This window comes from Clostridium boliviensis (assembly GCF_033342255.1).
Classification (GTDB): domain Bacteria; phylum Bacillota; class Clostridia; order Lachnospirales; family Lachnospiraceae; genus Lacrimispora; species Lacrimispora boliviensis.
Map to the genome: position 1 here is coordinate 36,867 of NZ_JAWONS010000285.1, position 21,517 is coordinate 58,383.

15 protein-coding genes are annotated in these 21,517 nt (G+C 41.9%); 4 read left to right on the plus strand and 11 right to left on the minus strand.

The window, feature by feature from the left end:
- Window positions 1–17: 17 nt before the first annotated feature.
- Window positions 18–710 carry a hypothetical protein gene (locus RZO55_RS19990; protein WP_318066020.1) on the minus strand — a complete coding sequence of 231 codons (693 nt, stop codon included), beginning with the start codon at window positions 708–710 and terminating at the stop codon, window positions 18–20.
- Window positions 707–1,783 carry a beta-galactosidase BglB gene (gene bglB, locus RZO55_RS19995; RefSeq protein ID WP_318066021.1) on the minus strand — a complete coding sequence of 359 codons (1,077 nt, stop codon included), beginning with the start codon at window positions 1,781–1,783 and terminating at the stop codon, window positions 707–709. Before bglB ends, RZO55_RS19990 begins: the two co-directional genes overlap by 4 nt.
- Before the next feature lie 171 nt (window positions 1,784–1,954).
- On the opposite strand from bglB, the gene RZO55_RS20000 reads away from it, so the two are divergent.
- Window positions 1,955–2,869 carry a helix-turn-helix transcriptional regulator gene (locus RZO55_RS20000; protein WP_318066022.1) on the plus strand — a complete coding sequence of 305 codons (915 nt, stop codon included), beginning with the start codon at window positions 1,955–1,957 and terminating at the stop codon, window positions 2,867–2,869.
- Window positions 2,870–2,975: 106 nt separating this feature from the next.
- Here RZO55_RS20000 and RZO55_RS20005 read toward each other — a convergent pair whose 3' ends face one another.
- The 9 genes from RZO55_RS20005 to RZO55_RS20045 form a co-directional block, all read right to left on the minus strand.
- Window positions 2,976–4,592 carry an extracellular solute-binding protein gene (locus RZO55_RS20005; protein WP_318066023.1) on the minus strand — a complete coding sequence of 539 codons (1,617 nt, stop codon included), beginning with the start codon at window positions 4,590–4,592 and terminating at the stop codon, window positions 2,976–2,978.
- Window positions 4,593–4,642: 50 nt separating this feature from the next.
- Window positions 4,643–5,509 (minus strand): carbohydrate ABC transporter permease, encoded by an 867-nt coding sequence (locus RZO55_RS20010; RefSeq protein WP_318066024.1) that lies wholly within the window; start codon window positions 5,507–5,509, stop codon window positions 4,643–4,645.
- Window positions 5,509–6,444: an ABC transporter permease gene (locus RZO55_RS20015; RefSeq protein WP_318066025.1), complete on the minus strand. Its 936-nt coding sequence runs from the start codon at window positions 6,442–6,444 to the stop codon at window positions 5,509–5,511. The genes RZO55_RS20010 and RZO55_RS20015 overlap by 1 nt, the downstream gene beginning before the upstream one ends.
- An 18-nt stretch (window positions 6,445–6,462) precedes the next feature.
- Complete coding sequence (locus RZO55_RS20020) at window positions 6,463–7,005, minus strand: HAD family hydrolase (RefSeq protein ID WP_318066026.1); 543 nt, start codon at window positions 7,003–7,005, stop codon at window positions 6,463–6,465.
- A 130-nt stretch (window positions 7,006–7,135) separates the two neighbouring features.
- Window positions 7,136–10,228: an alpha-mannosidase gene (locus RZO55_RS20025; RefSeq protein WP_318066027.1), complete on the minus strand. Its 3,093-nt coding sequence runs from the start codon at window positions 10,226–10,228 to the stop codon at window positions 7,136–7,138.
- 124 nt (window positions 10,229–10,352) lie between these two features.
- Complete coding sequence (locus RZO55_RS20030; protein WP_318066028.1) at window positions 10,353–13,490, minus strand: alpha-mannosidase; 3,138 nt, start codon at window positions 13,488–13,490, stop codon at window positions 10,353–10,355.
- A gap of 76 nt (window positions 13,491–13,566) precedes the next feature.
- Window positions 13,567–14,421 carry a carbohydrate ABC transporter permease gene (locus RZO55_RS20035; RefSeq protein ID WP_318066029.1) on the minus strand — a complete coding sequence of 285 codons (855 nt, stop codon included), beginning with the start codon at window positions 14,419–14,421 and terminating at the stop codon, window positions 13,567–13,569.
- A 6-nt stretch (window positions 14,422–14,427) separates the two neighbouring features.
- Complete coding sequence (locus RZO55_RS20040) at window positions 14,428–15,357, minus strand: carbohydrate ABC transporter permease (protein ID WP_439100066.1); 930 nt, start codon at window positions 15,355–15,357, stop codon at window positions 14,428–14,430.
- A 25-nt stretch (window positions 15,358–15,382) separates the two neighbouring features.
- Window positions 15,383–16,738, minus strand: a complete 1,356-nt coding sequence (locus RZO55_RS20045) for an ABC transporter substrate-binding protein (protein ID WP_318066030.1) — start codon at window positions 16,736–16,738, stop codon at window positions 15,383–15,385.
- Window positions 16,739–16,926: 188 nt separating this feature from the next.
- On the opposite strand from RZO55_RS20045, the gene RZO55_RS20050 reads away from it, so the two are divergent.
- Genes RZO55_RS20050 through RZO55_RS20060 form a run of 3 tightly spaced genes read left to right on the plus strand, consistent with a single transcriptional unit; the run spans window position 16,927 to window position 21,338 of the window.
- Entirely contained in the window at window positions 16,927–18,687 is a 1,761-nt protein-coding gene (locus RZO55_RS20050; protein ID WP_318066031.1) for a sensor histidine kinase, read from the plus strand.
- A 1-nt stretch (window position 18,688) separates the two neighbouring features.
- Window positions 18,689–20,215, plus strand: a complete 1,527-nt coding sequence (locus tag RZO55_RS20055; protein WP_318066033.1) for a response regulator transcription factor — start codon at window positions 18,689–18,691, stop codon at window positions 20,213–20,215.
- Window positions 20,216–20,219: 4 nt separating this feature from the next.
- A complete protein-coding gene (locus RZO55_RS20060; protein ID WP_318066034.1) occupies window positions 20,220–21,338 on the plus strand; it encodes a glycoside hydrolase family 88/105 protein in 1,119 nt (372 codons plus the stop codon).
- The last annotated feature ends 179 nt before the right edge of the window (window positions 21,339–21,517 follow it).

Here is a 21,517-nt window from a genome sequence, read left to right on the forward strand (position 1 = left end):
AGGGGCATTAAGCACCCTCATTTTTCAATGTTATAGTAAGCTTTTATAATATCGATCTGCCTGTTGACCCGTTGTGGGATGGACTCTTTCAGTTCTTCCCAGGACATCATTTTCTCATCTTCTAAATAAAACGGCTGGAATTCCAAAGATGGGCAAAAACCAAACACTTCCTTAATATATTCTTCCGTCATTATCTGCAGCTTATCGTCGGTATGAATCTGATCCTCAAACATATCCTGTACCAGAACCCCATCTGTTCCAGCCTTTATAAGGCAGCTCTCCAGCCAATCCGGAATTATGCGAACCAGACGCGGATCAGGCAGCATCGCATGCTTTCCAGGCTGTGCATAGACAATCGGGTGGGTATCTCCTTCCAGAATCAACTCCCCGTGTTCCAGATCCACAATATTTAAAAACTTTCCATGAAAACTGGCTTCTACCTTTTTTACTGCTCCTTCGTGGTCTACGTATACCCATACATGCTCCAGCTCATACAAATGCTGGATATCATAATCATACCAGATTGCATACTCTATGGCGAACGCCATCTCTTCCCGATTAACCACAATCTCGCGCCTGGGAAAGGAACTGCTCCTCTTCGTTTCCCGAAAAACGGTACAACCCATGGCTGTAATGGAAAAAGGCTCCTTTGTATCCTGCATGATAACAGGCTTATATGTTTTCAGTATCTCCATGTCTCTGCTCATCATTTTGACGCTTCCAATAAGAACAGCATCGCCATTGCCTGTCCGTATGGCATTGGCCGGAGTTCAATATCTTTATAAAACTGTACACTTTCTCTGCCCATAGGAGTACCATAGGATACCTGATGGAGGACGCCTTCTGCATCGATACACTGAAGTACAGGCAGAAGAGCCTTTCTTGCACTGGCCTCAAATGACGGATCCACAAGTCCTAAATGAACTGCTTTTAGTATACCGTAACCAAAACCGCAGGTTGCGCTGGCCTCAACGTAAGAGGTGTTATCATCGATTACAGTATGCCACATACCGTTTTCGTTCTGGTAGGATACCAGGGCATCAATCTGGTTTTTTAATGCTTCTGTCAGATAATGTCTGACAGCACCGCTGCATGGAATCATGCCAAAAAATTCCGGGATCGCCATTGTAATCCAGCTGTTACCTCTTCCCCAGAATGCTCCGGCGAAATTATGGCAGCCATGGAACGTCCAGCCATGATACCAGAGACCAGTCTTTTTGTCAGCCAGATATTTCACATGGAGGAGAAACTGGTATTCCGCTTCATCAATCCATTCCTGCTTTTTAAGAATGACACCCATACGGGCCAGGAATAAAACTGACATGAACAGCGTATCGTCCCACAGCTCCTGCTCGTTTAAAGTGTCAGAAGTCAAATGCTGAAATCCGCCTTCTTCCGTCTTGGGAAGCTCATCTGCAAGCCACTGTGCCCAGTCCCTGCAGATTTCCATATAAGTCTCATTGCCATCTTTTTCAACCAGGTAGGTTAACGCCAGAAGAGGAGCTGTTGTGTTAATATTCCGGGCAGGCAGACCAATGGTAAGCTGTCTTTCATAATACTTATTCAGTTTATTTATAATTTCTTCCTCTCCGGTTTCTTCATAAATCTTCCATAAACCGAATAAACCTACGCCCTGCGTCCATTCCCAATAACGGTATCGTTCCGGATTGTCTCCGGCCAGATTATTTGTCTGCATGTTTTTTAGAAAAATATCATCTTCATCATACAGAATCTTTTCAAAGCTTGAAACAAGTAAATTTATTTTATCTTTTAAATTTTCCATTCTATTGACAGTTCCTTTCTGCTGCCTGCCAACGGGTCCGTCGGAGGCACATTGCAATCTCTACAATAATTTTCTTTTTTATTTGTCAATGTATTGCACATTTTGTCATCATTCTGCTATAATGTATATCCGATACATACCTAATCCATAGAAAGAATAAAGGTGGTTTATATGACAAATCCTGATGATACACTGCTTTATAAGAAAAAACATAATATCACCATAAACGATATCCAGAATTCCCTTTATTATTACTTTGATTATGATGAACGATCTTTTGATATCAACATGCCATTTCAGCATTTTCACTCTTTTTATGAACTGATGATACTGATCAGTCCCCAGGCATACCACCTGGTAGAAGGTATCCCTTACTCCATTAGGTCAGGCGATATCGTGCTTCTTCGGCCATCGGTACTTCACCGCTCCGAATATCAGAAAGGTGCCCCAGGCAAACGGCTGATCATCGGTTTTTTGTATCCCCCTTCACTTTGGGGAATGCCGGAAACCTATCAGAAGCTTTTTGAGCCTTTTTACTCACAGCTGCCCATTTTCCGTTTTCCTTCCAAACAGCAGCAGCTGATTAATGAAAAACTCAATCGTATTTACCGCTACTCCTTTCAGGACGAGGAACCGGAGCTGAAATCGCTCATTGTCCACGGTATGTTCGTTGAATTTCTCTATACTCTTAGGCAGCTGGCGCCTTATAACACCTATACCAATGAACCATTAAAGGATGAAGCATCACAAAAAATATACACCATTGCCAACTTCATCCATAATCATTATTCAGAAGAATTAACACTGGACTCCCTTTCCAGGGAATTTTACATCAGTCCTTACTATCTGTCCCATCAGTTTAAAGATGTGACGGGCTACACCCTGACCCAGTACATTCAGATGACACGGATCCGAAACGTACAATACCTGCTTTTAAACACGAAAAAGAAGATCTCTGAACTGGCGGAAGAATGTGGATTTACAAGCTTTTCACAATTTAACCGAATCTTTCAAAAGTATTGCAGTCAGTCGCCCTCTGAATTTCGCAAATGCGGAGGCGGAAACAGCATTCCCACATTTTTTTAACGATCAGATGGGCAGAAAAAGCCCGTTACAGCTTCCCGGCATCATCTATATTTCGATGAGAAAGAGCTGTAACGAGCTTCTTATAGCCTGCTGCCCCGTTAAGGAATTACTTTATTGTGTCAAAATATTCTGCTCTTGCGTCAAGAATCTTCTGCAGCCCTGCATTTACAAGATTGTCGTATTCTGACTTCTGCAGACTGTCGAACTGATCCGGTGAACAGCTGATCAGCTTGTAAACATATTCTACCATTAAATTCTGAACATTCTGTCCGTAATCTGACTCTGCCTGTGATATGTTTGCATATACAGGGAAACGGAATTTTCCTTCGGAACGAACATCATAGAAATTAGAGAACCATTCTTGAGATTCCCACTCAACGGACTGATCTTTAATCCATTTAGATACAATGGAATCTTTGTCCTTGGTCCAGTCCATAGCCAGGTTAACAATATTTAAGTCATCACAGGTTCCTGGATATCCCTTTGAAGAAAGCTCTTCGCTGGTTAACTTAATCGGAACGTTATTTTCATCTCTTTTATGCTCTGCAGTAAATACGATATTTTCAGCAACTGCCGGATCTGCCATCCAGTTTAAATACTTCATGCAGGCATCAGCCTTTTTCTCGCTGCTCTTTGGTATCATTACAAACATACCGTGTCTTGGTTCAAATGGTGTACGGTAAGAACCGTCAGCCAGTTCAAAGCACTGTACAGGAACAAATGTTCTTCCGCCTGCATTTGTGTTTAAAACAGTGATATAATTCCATGGGCTCTCTGTATCGTCCAGGAAGAAACCTACATTACCTGCAGTAACCTGAGCCTTGTAAAGATCTTCGGTTGTATCAGTAGCGAAATCTTTGGTAATAAGTCCTTTATTATAGAATTCGTTTAATTTCTTAATACCATCAATGGCACCCGGAGCTAAAGCTATATAACCTTCACTGTAGATATATGCATCCTTGTCATTTGCAAGATTTACATAAGATCCAACGAAGTTTAAATAACCTTTTTCTGTATCGTTACGTCCACTCATCGCCCATGGAATTACATTATCCACGCCGCCTGGATTCTTATCCTTTACTGCCTGTAAATAAGCAGCCAGTTCTTCTTTTGTTTTTGGCATCTCCATTCCCAGCTTATCCAGCCAGTCCTGACGGATATATGCTGTATGGCGAGGAGATTCCACACCTCTCTGTTTCATAATTGCAAACTGCTTTCCGTCCATCTGTCCCATGTTCTGAGCGTCTGCAACGAATTTTTTAATATCTGAGCCATAGGTCTCATAAGACTGGGTTAAATCAGCCAGACCGCCGTTGGAAGCAAAATTATAGAAAAGACCCTGATTATAGGTGAATATAATGTCAGGAGCACTTCCGCCGGACATCATGATATTTAACTTATCATCGGAAGAGGATCTTGGTACAGATACATACTCCACATTGATGTTGTACTTATCTTTTACCTGCTTTTTGATCCATTCGGTCTGGGTATTGTTCTCTACGGTTGTACCGGGGGCTGCATCTCCTCTGTCCCAAACCATAACCTTAATGGTTACTTCTTCTCCCTTGTCAGCTGCAGTAGCGGCCTCAGCCTTTGTGTCTGTACCGCCTGCTGCTGTGGTTGCTGTAGTAGCGTCCTTTGCTGCACCAGAACCGCAGCCGGTTACCATAGCTGCTGCAGCTAAAACTGCCACACAGCTCTTAAATAATCTTACTTTTTTCATTATAAAACCTCCCTTTCATAATTGTTTTATATTATTTAATTAATAAATAATCAACCCTTAACGGCACCAAGCATGATACCCTTAGTAAAGTATTTCTGAATAAACGGGTAAGCAATAATCATAGGTGTCATGGATATAACAATACTTGCTGATTTAATATTATCTGCTACCAGCTGAGACTGGAGACCTTCCTCCTGAGTCAGTTTTACCGATTCAATCAGCTGCTTTAAAACCATCTGTACTGTGTAAAGCTTTGAAGAGTTTACATAGTACAGAACATCACTCAATCTGTTCCATCTGCCAACTGCATAAAACAATGCCAGTGTTGCAAGAGTAGGATAAACCAGAGGAAGTGCTACCTTAAATAACGTCTGTACCTCATTGCAGCCGTCAATCTTTGCTGCCTCGTAGAGAGAGGAATCCAGCCCTCTGAATGCGGTACACATGATGATCATATTATACGCACTAAGTGCTTCAGGTATAATTAACGCCCAGACTGTATCAATCAGCTTAAAGTCTTTTACATTTAAATATTTGGGAATAATACCTGGATCCAAATACATTGTCAGTACAAATAAAGTCATAATGACAGCTCCGCCCTTTAAATTCTTCTTAGAAAGGGGATAAGCTGCAAGTACCGTCATGACGATACAAACCACAGTAGAGCCAATCATCAGGAACACGGAATAGATAAATGAGGATACAAAGCTTCCGCTTTGAAATGCTCTCCCATAAGCTTCTATTGTAAATTCCACTGGATAAAGGAATACTTTACCGCCCAGTATGGCATCCTTAGAGCTTAATGACATGGACACTACACGGATAATGGGAATCAATGCCACTACGCTGATTACGATGAAAAATGTGTTCCAGAAAAGCTGAAACCGTTTGTCTGCTTTGCTCTTTAACTCGCTCATTACATAATTCCCTCCTCTCCCATTTTTTTAGAAATCTTATTCACAGACAGAATCAAAATGATTCCGACTACGGACTGGAAGAGACCAACCGCAGTTGCAAAGTCGAACCGGCCGGCCTGTAGACCTACGTTATAAACATAAGTACTGATAACATCGGCTGCACTTTTTACCAGTGTATTTCCCATCATATACGGACGGTCGAAATCGATGGAGACGATCTTACCCAGCTGCATAATGAGCATAATTGAAATGGTAGGTCTGATCTGAGGAATGGTTACATGTGCAATTCTCTGAAGTCTGGTAGCACCATCGATGTAAGCTGCTTCTCCAAGTGATGGATCCGTAGCAGTCAGCGCTGCAAGATAAATAATCAGGGAATAGCCGGCAGACTGCCAGATTCCTGCAAACCAGTATACAAATCTCCATATGGATGGACTGCTTAAAAAATTTACTTCCGGTATTCCTGTTTTGCGGAAAATATCATTTACAAGTCCGCTGCTGGAAAACAGCTGAGTGATGATACCTGCAATAATAACCCAGGAAAGGAAATTTGGAAGATATAAAATAGTCTGTGTTGCTTTTCTGATTCGCATATTTCTGATTTCAAAAAGAAAAACAGCAATAAGTACGGGTACCGGAAATCCGATGATCAGATCACCGAGATTTAAAATCAGTGTATTGATTAATGCATTCCAGAAATCCATAGACCCAAATGCCTCTCTAAAATGAGCCAGACCAACCCATGGGCTAGCCCATATTCCTGCAAACACATTAAACTTCTTAAAAGCAATTACGCCTCCTATCATGGGCTTATAACGGAATATAAGCATATAAATAACCGGAATCAGAAGCATTAAGTAAAGCTGCCAGGTATTGCGCATATATACCTTAAAAGGAATCTTACGTGCCTTCCCCTTTGTTGTCTTATCTTTCATAATATCCACACCCTCCTTCTATTCATTTCCGTCTTTATGAAGCTCTGCCTCCAGACTCTCAATCAGCGTCAGAAGCTCTTTGGGCTCATGGACGACATAATCCGGAGTCTCCCACTCATCAGACGGATTCATATCATAGCGCGGAGACCAGTCAATGAGAATAGAGGTAATACCAAAGCGGTTGGCGCCTGCCACATCTTTTCTCACATTATTTCCGATCATAACCACCCTTTTCTTGTCTTCCTCTGTCAGGTGATTCTTCTCCATGGCATCCAAAAACATCCGCTCGGAAGGTTTCTGGATTCCGACTATCTCTGAAATTGTCCTGGTATGGAAGCAATAACCAAGACCATTTTCTTCATAAACATTGGCGAACGACTGCTCTTCCCCATCTGCCACCATGGCAATGACATAACCGGCGTCGTAAAGAGCTTTTAACGTCTCTCCTGCACCGGGAATTAATTCTGCGTGGACTACAATACCGTCATCATTGCGGATTTCGGTGCCTTCGTCAATAATGGTATCCCCACTGTCTGTAAAAATGATTAGCTTTTTTTGCATTTTGTTAACTCCATATTAAATTTTGGTGTGATTTATATTAAAGCTGATGAAAACATTATAATATTTTGGGTACATTGTTGCTATGCGTTATTTGTTTTTATTGAAACCATCTTACTCGCATTTTTTGCGATTATGGAATCAGACGCAGGGTTTTTATCTCAAACGGCGCAAAATCCAAAAGTATCTCACTATTATTCTCAAGGAGGTTTACAGATACCATTTTTCCGGAATCCATGTTCTCTTCCATGGTAGTTTCCCACAATCTGCTGATTTTAAAACTTGCAGACACCACACAGGAGGTGTGTTTTCCCTTCGCTTCGTAAAGTCTTACAATCAGATCTTTTTCGCCGTTTTCTGCCATTTTAACTGTCTCTAAAATTATATTATCTGCAGAAATACGGAAAAATTCTCTCTCACCTGTTCCTCTTCCCCAGAATGTCAAAGGACTATTCAGCTGCATTCCTTCGCGAACCACTCCGCTTTCCGAAAAGCTGTTGCTTTCTGCATAGAAGGAATAGGTAAACTCCTGCATTCCCTTATCTGCATACATATCAGGCCATACAGGTGCTCTAAGCAGCGTCAGCTCCATAGCATTGCCGGCAGTGCTGATTCCATATTTGGAATCATTGAGCACAGCAGCCGTCCTTCCCGGCTGTGTCATTGCAGTATACCGGTGATTGCACACCTCATAACGGTCTGCATCATAACGGCGATTCTGATGGGTTGGACGTTTTACATAACCAAACTGGATTTCTTCCAGGGCTTCTTCCGTCCGGATGGTAACCGGAAATGATACTTTTAACAGCTTATGGGTTTCCTGCCAGTCAATAACCGTGGAAAAATCTATCCTCCTGCTGTTATAGGTTAAGGAAATTCTCTGAGTCATGACAGACTCATGAATTTTTCGTTTTACCAGAAGCACTGCTTTTAAGGGACCAGTCTCCTCAATAGTAAGAACTGCCGTCTGTTCCAGCTCTATGGGAACATTTCTATAGAAAGAACTCATTTCCCATGCATCGTAATCTACATTAATATCCTGGTAAAGCAGAAGCTGATTTGCAATTCCAGCCACAAATTCTGTTTTGGTTTCCTGGTCTAATACGCTACTAACCTGACCAAGCCCATCAATCTTTACCTTTACTAATCTGTTTTCCAGAATAAAGAAATCATCTTCCTTGTAAAGTCTGCATTCAGCTTCCAAAACCAAATCTTCCTCAATGGAGGCATATCCGCAGGAAGGTACTTTAACTGGTATCAGCAATCGATCCCCTATTTTCTGGCTTACCGGCAGCCTTTTGCCATCTGACAGATCTTTCCCTTCTTCCGCTGGTATCTCTGCCAGCTCTTCCCTCTCCCAGGAAAGGGAATTAAATATAAGGAAACCATCTTCCCCGGACCCTGTAATATTTTTTTTGGCTTCCTCATAAACGCAAAGGGTCCTTTCTCCCATGGCATGAAATGCATTTTTTGCATCTTCATAAACTCTGGTAATCGAAGTTCCCGGAATGATATCATGGAACTGGTTAAAAAGCAGCACTTTCCATAAAGCTTCCAGCGCCTCTCTCCGATTCTCTCCGTTTTCCAAAAAACACGCAATGGCATTTAACAGTTCTGCCTCCCGCAGCTTTCGTTCCATCCGCCGGTTCTCTTTCTTTATCCATGCCTGTGTTGTATAGGTTCCTCTGTGCCAGGGAAGGTAAAGTTCCCCTCTGTAAACCTCTTTCACAGCGTTTTTCTCTTCCAGTCTTTTAAAAAAGTCAACCGGGCTCTCCATGCGGGTACGGGGTGCACCTTCTAAATCCTTAACCCGCTTTGCTACTTCCGCCATCTCACGGGTAGCACCGCCCCCACCGTCACCAAATCCAAAGGGAAATATAAAGGTATCTATATTTTCCTGCTGTACCCGGTCCTCTTCCCATCTGGTAATTAAATCATGAGGATCGAGTCGGGCATTGTTCTTCTTGTAGAAATGGGTCAGAATCCTGGTTCCGTCTATTCCTTCCCACCAGAAGTTATTATAAGGAAATGTATCACAGCCCTTCAGTGCTCTAGCCATCTTCTGTGTGGCAAAATATCGGATTCCACAGCCTTTCATGATCTGAGGAAGCTGACCGTTAAATCCAAAACAATCCGGCAGCCAGACCATCACACTATCTATTCCAAGTTCCTGCCTAAACCACTTTCTTCCATACAGGCACTGACGGATCAGACTCTCTCCCGATACCAGATTCGTATCAGGCTCCACATACATTCCGCCCTCAGGAATAAATGACCCCTCCTCTACTTTTTTTAATAGCCGTTTGTAAAGTTCCGGATAACGTTCTTTTACATTCTCCATAATGGGTGGTTCACATAAAAGGAATTTATAGTCCTGGTATTCATCTGATAATGCGATCTGGGTGGATAACGTTCTTGCACATTTCCGTTTTGTCTCCTCCCATGGCCACAGCCATGCAAGATCAAGATGGGATTGTCCGAAAATGGTAAATTCAGGAGCTGTTGTTCCATTCACGCAGGAAAGAAGAGGTGCCAGTTTCTTTCTCGCTTCACGGAAAGATTCAATCCGCTCTTCCCGGTCCAGTTCGAAGTCAGCTGTAAACGTAAATTCCAAAAGTCCCTGATTTATCTTCATCGCTCTTAAGGATTTAGGATCAAGCCCTTCAGAAAGCTTGTATAATGTAAAAACGTCCATGAGCAGCTGAAATGCATCCTCATTCCAGATTCCATAATCTGACACGCCTACCTTGACCTGAAACTCAGGCGGTTCTGGAACTGCAGTACAAAAATCAGGGCATGGTCCGCCCTTTTCCAGTCTCGGTCCATGCCCTGCATAACTTTCTGCCACCACAAAAAAGCGCTCACCTGCCTTTGCATGGCGGGTCAGTGTAATTCCGTCATGTTTTAAATCTCTGGAACCTGCCATTTTTCCATTCACCCATAAAAGCATCTCACCGCCTACCTCAGGGTGAAGAAAAATCCGTTTTCCATCCGCCTCATCCGGCATGACGATCTCTGTTAAAAACCAGCCATACTCCCATTTGGAGCCCCAGGGGGTTCCCTGAGGCATGGGGTAAAACTCCCTCTTTAACGCTTCTTCATAAGAGAGATTCTCTTTCGTCGTAAATCCGGTAAATGTCACCGTTGAAAGTCTGTCAAACAGATGGTTTTTCAGTTCCTCCATCCATATGTTAATCCGTCCATTCCGTTCTGCAGCAAGCTCCATCTGCATATCCTCCCTTTTCTGATACAGTCATATTGCTTCATTATATGATATCTCACAGGCAGTGACTATGCAAAGTTTGTCAAGTTACTGTATATCTTTTGCAAATATTGCAAAAATATAATTTCTATCTCTGAATCTTAATTGTTTTTATTTCATATGGCTTAAAGGCAAGAGCGATCCGTCCACCTTTTGCAGGTACCTGCTCTTTCTCTTCTTCCATGCAGGTGCATTCGCTAAACTGTGCATCCGCTGTCATGGGGAATGTTACATGGGTATTGGTCCTCATGCCATAGGATTCATAGAAACGTACAATAATGCCGTCTCCGTCTTCGGAAAGTTTCACAGTGTCAGCAAGTATATTTTCATTCTCAATCTCTAAGAAGGAACAGGAAAGAGCACCGTCTCCATTTACCAGGGAAGAAACGAGAGGGCAGTTTAAATCATAAGCTTCCTGCACCACCCCTCCTGCGCGGAAATCTCCTTTATGAGGCAGCAGAGAATAGGTGAACGTATGCTCTCCCTGGTCTGCATCCGGATTGGGGAAAATACCAGATTTTAACAGGGTAAGGCGAATGACAGAATCGTGAACATCATAACCATATTTGCAGTCGTTTAGAACAGCAGCGCCATAGCCTGCTTCTGAAACATCTGCCCATTTATGGGCACATACTTCAAATCTTGCCTGATCCCAGGTCGTATTCCTGTGAGTGGGGCGGCTGACATTTCCAAACTGTATATCATAATTTGCCTCATTACACAGAATATCCAGAGGAAATGCTGTTTTTAAAAGCATCTGATGCTCATTCCAGTCAATTCTGGTTTTGAAATCAATTCTCTTAGTATGATTGTAAAAGCAGATCTGCTGTTCGATCACTGAATCCATAAATTTTCGTTTAACAAGAATAACTGCTCTGACCGGGCCGTTTTCTAAAAGCTTCATTTCCATCACTACATCTACATTCCATTGTTTCTCCTCAAAGGCAGAGTCAATATTCCATGCATCAAATTCCAGTGGACGGTCTTCAAATACCAGAAGCTGATTTCCCGTCTCCCCTTCCTTTAACAGGCTTCTTTCTTCTGCTCTGTCATAGATGCGGGACAAATTTCCGGCCTGATCAAATTCCACTTCGTAATAGGAGCTGACCGCTTTTTTCACAGCTCCGTCTTCTTTGCAATCCACGAAGGTAAATACGGAATCTGCATTTTGGGTGGACTTTTCTGTGCTGATTACCGCTGCTCCCTTTGACGGCACATCCTCCGCCAGCGCTAATATACGGCCATCCCAGGTTTTCTGTGTGACTGCGAAAAGATCCTTAACCGGAATCTCAAACTCGACAATTCCGGTTCTTTTAAAGCTTAGGCAGTTCCACACCGCAAGCGCAGCAGGATTATTTCTGTCACATTCAAATCCGGCTGCCTTTAATATGCTTTCATGGCTCTTCTTTATAAGACCAAGATCTGACTTAAGGATTTGCTCATATTGAACCTCTGAATCCTCGTATACCTCTTTAATGGAAGACCCAGGAAGAATGTCATGAAACTGGTTTAAAAGCAGCAGCTTCCAGTTTTCCTCCAGCTGACTCTTCGGATACTCCCCGCCTTTGGTAAGAAGGGATTCCAGAACCGAGTAAAATTCCGCATCACCATTTAAAAACTCACAGCTTCTGTTGTATTTCTTATTCTTTGCCATGGAAGTATAGGTTCCACGATGAAACTCTAAATACAATTCACCGGACCATACAGGAAGCCGTTTTTTATCCAGCTCCTCTTCCAGCTTATGAAAGAAATCCTTAACAAAAGTCTGTTCTGTCCTCGGACAACGGGCAACATTTAATTCCATTCTCCGGCTCTGTTCCAGCATCTCTTCTGTTGGACCGCCGCCTCCGTCACCGTAGCCATAACAAGTCAGTACTTCATGGCTGACATCCTTGTTCTGAAACCGCTGCCAGGTTCCCATGATCTGTTTGGGGTCCTGTCTGCCATTGTAAGTGGTGCTGTAACCTTTGGTGGGCTGTCCGTTTTTATAATAATCCTTGGTTGAAATCAGATAGGTTAAAACTTCACTGCCATCAATCCCCCTCCAGGTAAAGGTATCATAGGGAAACTGATTATATTCGTTCCAGCCTAGCTTTGTGGTCATAAAATAAGATAATCCGGACTGTTTCATGATCTGTGGTATGGCCGCACTGTAGCCGAATACATCCGGAAGCCAGAGCACTTCATTGAGCGGACCGGAAAGTTCTTTTTCAAAGAATCTTCTTCCATAGAGAATATGCCGGACTAAAGATTCTCCTGATGCCAGGTTACAGTCCGGCTCCAGCCACATGGCACCTTCTGTCTCCCAGCGTCCTTCTTTTATCTTTTCCTTTATCTCTTCAAACAGCTGGGGTGCCTCTTCTTTTACAAATTCATAAAGCTGGGGCTGGCTGGACATAAACTTATATTCCGGATACCGCTCCATCAGGCTTAAAACCGTACGGAAGCTTCTGACCGCCTTTTGTCTCGTCTGCTTTAAAGGCCATTTCCAGGCAACATCAATATGGGTGTGACCGATGCTGTGGACAGTTACCGGATTTTCCGGTCTGTCTTTATAATAAGTTTGCATAAGAAATTCATCCGCTTCTCTTACAGAAGAATAAAACTGTACGGATTGAGGTCTGGTAAAATCAATCATTTTCACTGCTTCTGACATAATCTTAAATCCATCAATCTGTTCCAAGTCATCCTCTTCCAGAAGATCCGCTGCTTCAAAAGGAACTGCCAGATCATAATAGAGCTTTGCCACCTCTTTTTCGTAAGCCCCAATTTCCAGATGAAAGAAATTGGTACGCCCTGGACTGTTGGAATAGGCATAAAAGATCAGTTCATGTGTTTCTCCCGGGTTAGCACGTTCCGTCAGTATAAAGTCCTGATGATTCATATCCATGGTTCCGGAATGCTTTCCGTCCAGAAATACCATGATCTGTGGATTATCCGTATTCCAGATATCCGTAGCGCCGGTATTTAAGACTGCTCTGACCTGCTTATCTTCTAATTCAGACGGTACAGTAATACAAGTCTTAAACCAGTAATGCTGATCCGATCCTCCCCAGGTCTCATCCCTGTCAAAAGAATTCCAATTTAAAATGCTGCTGTCAAACTCTTCTTTCCACTCATAACTTCCGGTACTGAACCATACTTCATCTGCCGTTTTTAAATTGGAATAGCATAGCGGTTTCAAAGCCTCCAGTGCCGCCATTAATCTGTTTCTGATCGGATTCATTCGTCATTCCACCTTTTTTTTAATTTTAAAAAAGGCAGGAAACACCGCACTTACGGGTCTCCCACCTAAAATATCTTTAGCCTTTTATTCCTGTGGAGGCGATTCCTTCTACCAGATATTTCTGCATTGTTAAGAAAATGAGGAAAATCGGAATCAAAGATAATGTTGCCATTGCAAACATCGCACCCCAGTCGGAACCAGCTGTCGGATCTGAGAACATCTTTAATGCATAGCTGACCGGATATTTTAACGGGTCGCTTAAATAGAGCAAAGCTGCAAGGAAATCATCCCATCTCCACATGAAGGAGAATATTGCGCTTGTAACCAGAGATGGTTTTACCAGAGGCAGAATGATCCTTATAAAGATCGTATAGATCGTACAACCGTCCATTCTGGCAGCTTCGTCTAAATCAATGGGAATTCCCTTGATAAACTGGACATTTAAGAAGATGAAAAAGCCCTGTCCAAAAAACTGCGGTACAATAATGGGAAGATAACTGCCTACCCAGCCCATTCTGTTAAAGATAATGTACTGCGGAATCATGATTACCTGGAATGGCAGCATCATTGCAAGAAGCATACATGCAAACCAGAAGCTCTTAAACTTAAAGTCAATTCTTGCAAATCCATATCCTATGACTGCTGAGGAGATAACTGCTCCTACCGTGGATAAGCCTGCAATAATAAAGGAATTCTTAAAAAAGTTGCCAAAACCATAACCTGCAAAGCCTTTCCAGCCCGTCGTATAATTATCGAAAGAAAAGTGTTCGGGCAGGAGGCTGGCAGCGGTCCTGAATATTTCATTGGTGTTTTTAAAGGAACTCATCACCATCCATACAAGCGGATATATCATAACACATGCAAAGAAAAAGGTAAATACATGATAAACCACTGTGGTGACTGTTTTTCTCTCCTGATATCCTGTCTTCATATTTCATCACCCTTCTGCTTCGTAATATACCCACTTTTTCTGTGTCTTGAACAGTATCAGTGTCATGATTCCCACAACAAATACCATAAACCATGCCATCGCACAGCCATATCCCAGCTTACTGTAAGTAAAGGAATTCTGATACATATATACGGTATAAAACAATGTTGTATCTCTAGGCTTTCCCTGGGTAATAATATAACTCTGTGTAAATGCCATAAACCCATTGATCAGCTGGTTAATCAGATTAAAGAAAATAGTAGGAGTCAGCATAGGAATTGTGATTTTGAAAAATCTCTGGAATCCGTTTGCACCGTCAACAGTGGCTGCTTCATAAAGGCTGACTGGAATCTGTTTTAAACCGGATAAAAAGATGAGCATGGAGGAACCAAACTGCCACACTGCCAGAATGATCAGCGTCCAGATCGCCGTATCTGTTCTTCCAAGCCATGCAATGTCCGATGGAAGTCCAAACAATTTAAAAATTGCATTGATTACACCATCGCTTGCAAACATTCTCTTCCAGAGAATCGCTACTGCAACACTGGATCCGATAATTGAAGGCAGATAATAAACAGCCCTGTAAAAGCCGGAAAGCTTAGTGGTTTTCACTAAAAGCATTGCAACAATTAAAGCCATAATAAGCCGGAGAGGAACCGAAAACAGAACATAGTACATGGTTACACCAAATACTTTCCAGAACTTTGGATCCGCCGTAAACATCGTTTTATAATTTTCAAGTCCGATAAAAACCGGTGTTTTTAATATATTGTATCTGGTGAATGAAAACCCTAAAGATAAAATCATAGGCAGAGCCATGAAAGCGAGAAATCCTATAATGAAGGGCAGGATAAATACATATCCTGCGACCTTCGGTGTGTTTATAATCTGGCTGAATGATTTTTTTCTTTTCGGGATCATTTGATTGTTGTTCATCTTATCCCCTCCAGAATTTTACCTGTTATTTTGCCGCTTGTTCAAGTATATTTTTTGCTTCAGGCACAAACTGGCCAACTGCATCATCTCCTGTTGCATCTCCGTAACGGACTGCCTCAGAAACTGTTTTTCCTAATGCTTCGACTTCACCCTTACCAGATGGATCCGGAGCATCGATTGGGGTTGCAATTTCAGTAACTTTTGCAACATAATCAAATACGGCCTGTGCTGTTGGATCTGCCTTTGTTTTGATTGCATCTGCTACTTCTGTGTTAATCGGAATTCCTCTTTCAGCAAGAAGGATTTCATTACACTCTGTGCTGTTTGTAAACCAGTCAAGGAATTTCGCTGCTTCTTCTTTATTCTTGGAAGTTTCAGCAACAGAGAAGAACATACTTGGTTTCAAATACAGTGGCTGTTCTTTTGCATCTGTAATTGTTGGGAACATTGTGATTGCAAGATCTCTTCCTGCAGCTTTTGAAATACTGATAAACTGGTTGGATAAGCTTAAATCGTTCCAGGTAGTTCCGTCAATAATTGGTTTCGTCTCAACTACATCAGGATTTTTCTCTGCTAATAAATCAGCAGAAATACTGGAATCAGATTTTGCAAACTTCTCGATTGTGTTAAAATAAATTTTTAAGGAATCTTCTGTTCCAGCGGATAATTCGTCAAATAAATGAGAACCATTTGCTCTTGCCATGATCTGCATCATGTTGATGCCGCCGTCATAGAGAGTTTTAACACCGGTTTTCTCATCAATGGTCTTTGAAAGATCATAAAGCTCATCCATTGTTAACTGGTCAGGAATTGTAACTCCTGCCTTTTCAACAATTGCTTTGTCATAAACCATCATAGGAGCGTTGCTTCCAAGGCTGATTGCATAAGTCTTTCCGTCTACATTACCACTTTTAATAATGCTTTCCGGAATCTTGGAAGTATCGATCAGTCCGCTGCTCATGAATTCAGATAAATCTGCAAGCTGACCACTCTTCTGATACTGGTTTAAATAGGAGTAATCCATCTGTATGATATCAGGAAGATTGCCGCCTGCTGCCATAGCAGAAAGCTTGTCCCAGTAACCTGACCAATCTGTAAACTCAACTTTGATGTCTACATTTGGGTTTTTACTCATGTAAAGGTCAACTGCTTTTTTTGTTACATCGTTTCTTGTCTGATTTCCCCACCAGCAAAGGCTTAATGATACCTTGTCACCTGATGCTGCAGAAGTATCTGACGGGGCTGCTGTTGATGCTGCCTGTGTAGTAGCAGTGTCTGCACTACTTGTTTCCGTTGGTTCTGTTTTTGAACCGCAGGCTGCTAATGATGTTGCTGCAAGAATTGCTGCAAGTGATGTTGCTAAGATTCTTCTTTTCTTCATTTTGCAAAACCTCCCATTTGATTTCATTAAGATAACCATATTTTATGTCAAATATGCACAAACGTAAAGTTAAAATACGGCTATTTATGGTTGAAAAAACAGCTTTATGTAATTTTGGGTCGTTTTTTAATTTCTTTTTTTGTTCTTTTACTATATAATACGTTTATCTGAGAAAGGAATTTTTAATTATGAGACGATGTGCGGTCTGGTTTAATGACCTGTCCTTATACAAAAAAATACTCACAGTTTTCCTCGTTGCTCTTTTCGCTCTGTTCCTGACAAGCCTGACCAGCATACAGATTCTCACTCACCGCTATAATGAAGTGCTCTATCAGACAAATGCCGATTCCCTAAGCCATGTTACCACTTATCTGGAATCGGAAATGCAGATGATTGAGAATATGACAGACAATATGATTGGTGATTCCGTTTTGCAGGAAAATTTATCTTTTCTTGCAGAGTACCCTTACAGCGACCGGAGATCTCTGGCGAAAAGAGATATTTATCAACAGCTTTACTCCTATATCTATCAAAGCCGGTATGTCAAATCCATCAACATTGTATTAGATGACGATTCCAATATCTGCATGGGACGTTCGGATGATATATTTAAATTCAACCGGCTGGAGCTTGACAGCGCAATTGACAGTCTGAAAGGAAAAGCCCTGTGGTCTGCAGCTATAGATCCGGGAGAAGATACCGTCTGCGCCAGACAGATCTTAAAGCTCAAGTATTTAAGCCTGAAAAAACTGGCAGGACTTTATGTAACGGTAAATATGGAAAAAATGATAGAAGATGGTTTAAAAAGTTCCGGAACTCTGGCAGACAATTCCAGGTTTATATTAATGAATGGTGATAAACGGATCTATCCGGAAGAAGCATATCATCCAAATTACTGCCAGACTCTTATTTCCAAAAGAGAAAAAAGCAAAAATACCTACACCATCGCCTCACTGGATAATAAGAAAGAATTTATTATAACCGGCTATGTCCCTTATACCGGCTGGGACTATCTCTATTTCAGAGATTATAACCCACTTTTTAACAATGTCCGCCTGATCACCATGCAGATTCTTTTCTTTACCTTTTTTATAATACTGGTGACAGCAGTATTGGTGAATTTAATATTCCGCTATATTTTCCGTCATTTGGATTACTTAATCGAAAAAATCCAGCGTTTTGGTAACGGAGAAACGCCTGACTACGACAGAAAAACCTATCATTATGAAAACAGGAAGGATGAAATCGGACAGCTTCACCGCAGTTTTGACGAGATGACACACAGCGTGAAAGTATTAAGGGATGAAAATTATGATAAACAGATCCTTTTAAGAGATTCCACGATTAAGATGCTGCAGCAGCAGATTAATCCCCATTTTCTGTACAATACGCTGGATACGATCAACTGGATGGCACAAAAATACGGAGCGGACGACATCTCCATGATGGTACGCTCTCTTGGTAATCTGTTCCGCGCTTCCATTGCAGGACAGAAAGATATCATTCCGCTCTCCGATGAACTGGAGGTTCTGAATAATTACATCCGGATCCAGGAGATGCGATTTAAGGACCGGCTGCACTTTGAACTGGAGATCCCTGAGAATATTTCCCATATATTTGTCCCAAAGCTTTGTATACAACCCCTGGTGGAGAATGCATTGAAGCATGCTATGGAAGATACTGATGAAATGTGCAGCATTTACGTTACTATACGGGATATGGAACATGATTATCAAATCAAGGTTTCCAATACCGGATCCAGTTTTGATCCGGATCTGATGTCAAAACTGGAAAGCAGGGAGATCCTGCCCCAGGGCTCTGGTGTGGGACTTGTAAACATTAATTCCAGATTAAAATTACTCTATGGGAACAATTACGGGCTGAATTTTTACAATAATAATGGAATGGCAGTGGTCACACTCTCCATTCCCAAAGAACAGGAGGTTTGACATGCTGAGATTAATGATTGTGGATGACGAACAGATTATCAGAGAAGCACTTTCCCAAATGATTGATTATGAATCTCTGGGATATGAACTGATCGCAACTGCCAAAAATGGAATGGAAGCCTATGATATTATATGCGACGAGTACCCAGATGTGGTTATCACCGATATCCGTATGCCAATCTTGAACGGTCTGGATTTAATTGAACGCTCCATGAAAACAGATTCAAAAATCTCTTTTATTCTGCTTTCTGGGTATAATGATTTTGAATATGCCAAGCAGGCGATGAAATACGGCGTCCGATTTTATTTATTAAAACCAACAGATAAAAACGAGCTGATTGATTCCCTTGCTTCTATCCGGAAAGAGCGCCTGCAGGAAGAATTCCGGCGTAAGTCACAGCAGCAGGATCTTTTAAAAACTCTTCACATTCCACTGGAACAAAGCTTTATTATGGAGCTTTTAGAGCATCAGGATACCTTCCCCGGCGTATTTTGCAAATACCAGGAGCTGTTATCCCTGCCTGAGAACTGCCTCTATGCGTGCATCTGTTCATTTGTAGAAGAACCTTATTTAAAAAGCTTTGCATCTGATATTATTAAAATCCTCGGCTCAGAAGGAATTCAAATGCACTTTTCCATACTATATGTAAAGAACACTGCTGTTTTGATCTTTCCTGCCAGCACTCTTGCCATTCAGGAACGAATCAAAAATTTCATTTTAAACCTGCACTATCCCAATCAGTCCGTCACGTTTGAAGCGGAATTTGTGCACATGGAAACACCGGAAAAGCTGTTTCGTTTTGTAATCCAGAAAATTTCACGCTTTGAACGTATACTTTTACTGAGCGAAAAGGGAGAAAGCTACGAGATCCGAAACCATATTACAGCTCCATGGATGATCAGCCGCTTAGAAGATTCCATCACCTCTGCTCCCGATATTATCCAGGCCACAGAGCTTTTAAATTCTGTTTTTATTGAATCCATGCCTCCTGCAACAGCCAGGAGCCTGGCCCTTGGTCTCTATCTCCAGGCTGATTTAAATCATGAAAAGCCGACCCTTGACGCAGCCTGTGACTTTTTCCGCCGGCTTTATTCCTGCGATAATGTTGCAGAGATCAGAAACCTTTTATCCGTTGTTCTTGTTCCAAAGGAAACAGAATCCGGCGGTCATAAACCCAGTTCCAATATTGCGCTTTTAAAGACCTATATCCGGGAGCACTTAGATTCTGAAAACCTTTCTTTAAAATGGCTGGCTGAGAATTATTTGTTCGTCAGCGTCGGATATTTAAGCAAACAGTTTGTGAAAGAAGAAGGAATGCGCTTTTCGGATTACTTAAATAAAGAGCGTATGGAGGAAGCCATCCGGCTGATGACCTACTATCACAACGACAACATCAAACAGATTGCAAAGCAGGTGGGATACGGAAGCAATCCTCAGTACTTCAGCCAGGTATTCAAACGATATACCGGACTTCCGCCCACTGATTATATTGAAAAGCAAAAAAACACAAAGCATAAAGGAGAATAACAAAATGACAAACGAGGGACTGCTTGAGAAAATTCATCTGGTTGTTGAAAAACTGATGAATCTGGGAGGCTGTGATTATGATAAGGACAAATCCGTAAGCTCCACAGACACCAATATGGGAATTATCCAAAGAGATTTTGGAATTGAAGAGTGGGACTGGCCGCAGGGCGTTGGACTTTACGGTCTTTATAAGCTGCAGGAGTTCTACAAAGATGACAGATATCTGCCATTCTTTGAAGACTGGTACAACAGACATTTAAAAAACGGTCTTCCCTCCAGAAACATTAACACAACGGCTCCTTTCCTTCCACTTTCCTGCCTCCACCAAAAGCTTAAGAACTCACAAGAGTTATATCAGCTGTGTGAAAGCCAGGCAGACTGGCTGATAAACGGCCTTCCAAAGACTCAGGACAATGGCTTTCAGCATGTAACAAGCGCCATTGGGGACCGCAACGGAGTAACACTGCATGAAGGACAGATCTGGGTCGACACTCTGTTCATGTCTGTACTCTTCTTAAACAGGATGGGGCAGCAGGCAGCGAATCCGGTATGGAAAAGCGAATCACTTCATCAGTTCCTGGTACACATCAAATACTTATTTGATAAACAGACAGGACTTTTCCATCATGGATTCAGCTTTGAACGTATGGATAATTTCGGCGGCGTCTTCTGGTGCAGGGGAAATTCCTGGTTCACCTATGGAATCATGGAATTTTTAGATGACTGCGGAAATGATTTAGATAAAGGCGTAAGAGCATATCTGATTGACACCTTTCGATCTCAGGCTGCTGCTCTCTTAAAGCTCCAGGCTCCCTCCGGTCTGTGGAGAACGGTACTGACTGATGAAACCAGTTACGAAGAAGTATCCGGATCTGCGGCGATTGCTGCCGGATTCCTCCGGGGCGTACAGGCAGGTATTCTGGACCAAACTTATCAAACAGCTGCTGATCTTGCTATATCAGCTATCTGTGACAACATTTCCGAAGACGGTACTGTACAGAATGTATCTGCTGGCACCGGTATCGGAATGGACGGCAGCCACTATAAAAATGTTCTCATTATGCCCATGGCATATGGTCAGGCTCTGGCACTTACAGCACTTTGTGAAGCTTTAGATAAATAATCAGATTTAAGAACAGATTTCTGCACAGGAATCTGTTCTTTTTCTATAAAAACGTAATATTTTTAATAAAATCCATAAATGGCAATTTGCACAAAGAATAAAAGGAATATTGTACATAAAAGACAATTCCTTTTCTTTCCCCCTTTAAAAAAAGCCTGTTCTTTTGGTATATATGACTT